This is a genomic window from Roseateles sp., assembly GCF_052436255.1.
Lineage (GTDB): Bacteria > Pseudomonadota > Gammaproteobacteria > Burkholderiales > Burkholderiaceae_C > Pelomonas.
The window spans coordinates 1-4,757 of sequence record NZ_JBQVNP010000240.1; the positions used below are offsets into that span (position 1 = coordinate 1).

Here is a 4,757-nt window from a genome sequence, read left to right on the forward strand (position 1 = left end):
TCCTCGACCTGTGCATGTGGAAGGGGCGCCTCCCTTCGCGCAAGGCGCAGTTCTGTACCGAGGAACTGAAGACGAACATGGCGGTGGGGTTTCAGCTCGATTTGATGGAGGCCGGCCACAAGGTGATCTCGTGGCAGGGTATCCGCCGCGACGAGTCCGAGAACCGCCGCCATGCGAAGAAGTTCGAGCGCGTCGGCAATGGCCTCTGGATCGCGCGCCCCATCGTCGACAACACCGCCGCGGAAGTCCTCGCCTTCTCTGCATCGCGTGGCGTCAAGCCCAATCCACTCTACCTGCAGGACATGAACCGCGTGGGTTGCATGCCGTGCATCAATTGCAGCAAGCCCGAGCTGCGTGCCATCGCTGCGCGCTTCCCGGAGCATCCGGTGCGTATCGCCGATTGGGAGTGGCGCGTCGGCCAGTGCAGCAAACGCGGCTTCTCCACCTTCATGGCCGATGCACATCCGGCGAAGGATCGCCGCGTCGTCTTTGCCGATCTGAACATTTGGGCGCGCATCGAGTGGTCGAAGACCAGCCGCGGTGGCAAGCAATTCAACCTGTTGGACGAGCAGGAGAACGAAGTCGGAGGCTGCAGTTCGAGTTACGGCCTGTGCGACCAAGGCGACCCTTTTCTGGAGGTCGCATGAAGCGCCACGCAAAGAACCCCACCGCTTGGGCCGGAATCATCGCGGCCCGCCAGCCGATGTCGTCAGCGATCGCCGACGACATCATGACCAAGCTGCACAGCGCCCTCGGTGACCTCAAGGCAGGCAGCACCGACGACGACCTGTTCGACCGCTTGGCTGCCGCGATCAACGTCGGCGTGGTGCGGGCTGAGCAGATCCACCAGCGCTGCGTAGCGCCGATGCTCGCCGCGCGTGACGCACTCATCCGCTGCGACGAGATTCGCGGCCGGCATGGCCGCTACGGGTTCGACGGGCCCGGCCTGGCTGCCATGGCCGAAGGCCTCGAAGTCTACGAAGAAATGGTGCGCAACAGCACCCCTCAGCAAATGCGCGAAGCCATGACTGCTTCGATTGCACGCATGCGCCGCCAAGTCTCGCAATCCATCAACCACTGATCACCACCAGGAGCCACTGTGCAACTTCACATTTCCAATTCCACCATCCATCTGTCCGTCCTGCCGTCGGCAATGCTCGAAGGCGAAACGCTGCGCTCGCTGGAGCCGCTGGCGACCGCCGCCTACATCGGCGACACGCCGCAGCCCGGTGAGTATTGGAACGGCCAGGGTGGCCGCTTCATCTGCACGCTGCCGGCGTTGCATGGCTTGCCCGCCAGGCACCTTATCGTTGGCGGCCGCGAGGCCGAGGGCCTGACATTCGGGCCGAACGTTGAAGTGCCCGGCGCGGGCAGCCACGCCGACGGCGCCTCCAACACTACCGCTCTGCTCGCGCATCCGGAATCTCACCCAGCCGCGAAATGGGCTGCCGAGTACTCCGCCGACGGACATACCGACTTCCATCTGCCCAGTCGTCTCGACCTGCTGATGGCCTACATCTGCGCGCCGCAGCTGTTCAAGAAATCGGGTTGGTATTGGTCGAGCACGCAGTACTCGCGCTTCAACGCCTTCGTCCAGGACTTCGAGCACGGCAACAGCGCCTGGGACTGCAAGGGCACCGAGCTTCGAGTTCGGGCTGTCCGCTGGATTCGACTTGACGCCTTGAACGCTTGACCACTTCACCGGCGCTCAGCGCCGGTCCACGAAATTTTTCAACCACAGAGAGCACAGCATGAATGTCAAACCCCTCTCCCTCCCGGCGTTCGGTGCCGAGATTTCCGGCCAGGGCGGCTTCTTCGCGGCCATCCTGCGCGCACCCCGCGTCGATGGCGTCGAACAGCCGCCCTTCGCCCTGATCGTCTCCAGTGCCGCAGCGGGCGAATTCCGTAGCGCCTGGGGCGAGTACGGCAAGGACGTGTCCGGCACCACCAGCCGCACCGATGGCAAGGCCAATACCGACGCGATGGCGCTGGCCGAATGCCCGGCAGCGCTGCGCGTGCGCGCGCTCGACATCGAAGGCCACACCGACTGGTATCTCCCCAGCCTCGGCGAACTGAACTCGGCCGCCGCCAACGTGCCCGAGCTGTTCAGCACGGACGGCTGGTATTGGACCAGCACGCAGACCTCGCGCACCAGCGCCTTCGTCCAGGACTTCGAGTACGGCACCAGCGACTGGGACGGCAAGGGCCGCGGGCATCGAGTTCGGGCTGTCCGCCGGATTCAACTTGACCTCTTGACCGCTTAACCCCTTCACCGGCGCGTAGCGCCGGCTCGACGAATTTTTTCCACGAAAGAGCCAACATGGGAACCACCACTTCCACCCTCACCCCTCCTGCTGCCGGCGAGATCTGGCCCGGCCAGGGCGGGCGATTCATTTGCACCGTCGCGGCATCCGCAGGCCTTCCCGCCCGACATCTCGTCTTCGGTACCGCCGAAGCCGAAGCCCTCACCTTCGGACCCTACGTCGACGTGCCGGGCGCCAAGAGCATGCTCGACGGCCGCGCCAACACCGCGGCGCTGCTGGATAGCGGCAACGAGCACCCGGCCGCAGCTTGGGCTGCCGCCTACACGGAAGACGGGCACACCGACTTCCACTTGCCCAGCCGCGTCGACCTCGTGCTGGCCCACGCCCATGCGAAAGAGCACTTCAGCGAGGACGACTGGTATTGGTCGAGCACGCAGTTCTCGCGCTACTACGCCTTCGTCCAGGGCTTCGAGGACGGCGGCAGCGGCTGGTACGGCAAGGTCAACGAGCATCGAGTTCGGGCTGTCCGCTGGGTTCTCTTGAACCCTTGAGCACTTAAACCCTTCACCGGCGCGCAGCGCCGGTTCGCGCAATTTTTTCCAGACCCATGGCTCTCTACAGCGAACTTCCCATCTACAAGCACGGCTGCGATCTCCTGTCGCTCGCCGTGGACGTGCAGACCCAAATGCCCCGCGCCTTCAAACGCAGCCTGGGCGAGAAGATCCACGCCCTCTGTGTAGAGATGCTGGAGTCCATGGCAACGGCGAATGCCTGCCGCGGCGAAGAGCGGCTGCAGCAGCTTGAGAACCTGCTGCGCCACCTTCGCGCCGCGACGGCAATGCTGCGCGTCAGCCATGACAAGCGCCTGATTTCATCCAAGCTCTGGGCCCAGTCGGTCGAGCTGCTGGATGCCGTCGGCGCACAGGCCGGCGGCTGGCGTAAGCAGACCGCCGCAACCCTTTCCACAGCGCCTGCTGCATGACGGTCAAGGCCCTCATGTCCGTGCGTTTTATGAATCCGGTCGAGCCGCTGGGCCACAAGCCCACCGCCATGCGCACCACGGATACCGGCGGGCAGCAGCTCGCGCTTTGGTCCGGCGCAGTTTCCGAGCCGATCGGTGAAAGCCTTCGGTCCGGCGACGTAGATAGCTCGACATCACGCAGAACTCGCGCAACAACGCCTTCGTCCAGGACTTCGAGAACGGCAACAGCGACTGGAACGACAAGGACAACGAGCATCGAGTTCGGGCTGTCCGCGGATTCATCCACCTCCCTCGGGGAGGCCCCTTTTCCTATGGCCGAGCTGGTGCAGGCCTGGCTCGACTGCCGGCGCAGCAAGCGCCACAGCGCGAGTGCGCAGGCCTTTGAGGCCCACGCCGAGCGCAACCTCTGCCGCCTGCGCGATTCGCTGCTGGCAGGAACCTATCGGCCCGGCCGCAGCATCTGCTTTGTTGTCACGCGTCCGAAGCCGCGCGAAGTATGGGCTGCCGACTTTCCGGACCGGATCGTGCACCACCTGCTCTACAACCGCATCGCGCCGCGCTTCCATGCCGGATTCGATGCCGGCAGCTGCGCATGCATCCCCGGCCGCGGCACGCTCTACGCCGCCAAGCGCCTCGAGCGCGATGTGCGCTCGATCACCCAGAACTGGAGCCATCAGGCCTGGTATCTGAAATGCGATCTGGCGAATTTCTTCGTCTCCATCGACAAGCAGACACTCTTCGAGCGCATCCTGCGCCGCGTGGCCGAGCCGTGGTGGCAGGAGTTGACACGACTGGTGCTTTTTCACGACCCGCGCACCGACGTGGACCTGCGCAGCTCGCGCAGCCTGCTGGCCCGCGTCGCGCCGCACAAGAGCCTGTTCAACGCGCCAGCGCACGTCGGGCTGCCCATCGGGAATCTCAGCAGCCAGTTTTTCGCGAACGTCCTGCTGGATGGCCTTGACCAGTTCGCCAAGCACCAGCTGAGAGCGCGCCGCTATGTGCGCTATGTGGACGACTTCGTCCTGCTGCACGAATCTCCGCAGTGGCTCAACGACGCGCTCGCCAAGATCGACGATTTCCTGCCCTCGAATCTGCAGGTGCGGCTGAACCCGCGCAAGACGATTCTGCAACCTGTTGAGCGCGGTATCGACTTCGTCGGGCACGTCATCAAGCCGTGGTGCCACACCACGCGGCCGCGCACGCTGCGCACCGCCCTGCGCCGCATCGAAAGCCTGCCGGCCAGCGAGCTCCACGCGGCAGGCAACAGCTATCTCGGGCTCGTGCGCCAGGTGCCGCAGAGCCACACCGAACAAGCCGTCATTGCGCGCGCCCTGCTCAAGCGCGGGCACGCCGTGGACGGCCGACTCACCAAGATTTTCAGAAGGAAGGACGCATGATCAATATCACACTGCGCCAAGCCGAACAGCTGGTCGAATTTTTCGGCGGACACGACGCCGAAGTGACTATCGCACGCGAGTCGCCCGGGCTTCCGGCCGGCCTGTATGCCTGGC

General features: G+C 64.7%; 7 protein-coding genes. All 7 read left to right on the forward strand.

What is annotated here, in order from left to right; translation table 11 throughout:
- Positions 1–647: phosphoadenosine phosphosulfate reductase domain-containing protein (locus tag ACT6S0_RS26570; protein ID WP_444766733.1), on the forward strand; the 647-nt coding region annotated here is incomplete at its 5' end.
- Positions 644–1,081: a hypothetical protein gene (locus ACT6S0_RS26575; protein ID WP_444766734.1), complete on the forward strand. Its 438-nt coding sequence runs from the start codon at positions 644–646 to the stop codon at positions 1,079–1,081. The genes ACT6S0_RS26570 and ACT6S0_RS26575, both read left to right, overlap by 4 nt.
- 18 nt (positions 1,082–1,099) lie before the next feature.
- Entirely contained in the window at positions 1,100–1,693 is a 594-nt protein-coding gene (locus tag ACT6S0_RS26580) for a DUF1566 domain-containing protein (protein WP_444766735.1), read from the forward strand.
- A 58-nt stretch (positions 1,694–1,751) separates the two neighbouring features.
- A complete protein-coding gene (locus ACT6S0_RS26585) occupies positions 1,752–2,264 on the forward strand; it encodes an Lcl domain-containing protein (RefSeq protein WP_444766736.1) in 513 nt (170 codons plus the stop codon).
- A gap of 56 nt (positions 2,265–2,320) precedes the next feature.
- The gene (locus ACT6S0_RS26590; protein ID WP_444766737.1) at positions 2,321–2,815 is read left to right on the forward strand and encodes a hypothetical protein; all 495 of its coding nucleotides are present in this window, start codon (positions 2,321–2,323) and stop codon (positions 2,813–2,815) included.
- A gap of 56 nt (positions 2,816–2,871) precedes the next feature.
- The gene (locus tag ACT6S0_RS26595; RefSeq protein ID WP_444766738.1) at positions 2,872–3,246 is read left to right on the forward strand and encodes a four helix bundle protein; all 375 of its coding nucleotides are present in this window, start codon (positions 2,872–2,874) and stop codon (positions 3,244–3,246) included.
- Entirely contained in the window at positions 3,243–4,643 is a 1,401-nt protein-coding gene (locus tag ACT6S0_RS26600; protein WP_444766739.1) for an RNA-directed DNA polymerase, read from the forward strand. The genes ACT6S0_RS26595 and ACT6S0_RS26600 overlap by 4 nt, the downstream gene beginning before the upstream one ends.
- Positions 4,644–4,757: the final 114 nt, after the last annotated feature.

Excerpts from the sequence above, each read along its gene's own strand:
- ACT6S0_RS26575 (WP_444766734.1), top strand. The coding sequence starts at position 644 with ATGAAGCGCCACGCAAAGAACCCCACCGCTTGGGCCGGAATCATCGCG.
- ACT6S0_RS26595 (WP_444766738.1), top strand. The coding sequence starts at position 2,872 with ATGGCTCTCTACAGCGAACTTCCCATCTACAAGCACGGCTGCGATCTC.
- ACT6S0_RS26590 (WP_444766737.1), top strand. The coding sequence starts at position 2,321 with ATGGGAACCACCACTTCCACCCTCACCCCTCCTGCTGCCGGCGAGATC.
- ACT6S0_RS26600 (WP_444766739.1), top strand. The coding sequence starts at position 3,243 with ATGACGGTCAAGGCCCTCATGTCCGTGCGTTTTATGAATCCGGTCGAG.
- ACT6S0_RS26585 (WP_444766736.1), top strand. The coding sequence starts at position 1,752 with ATGAATGTCAAACCCCTCTCCCTCCCGGCGTTCGGTGCCGAGATTTCC.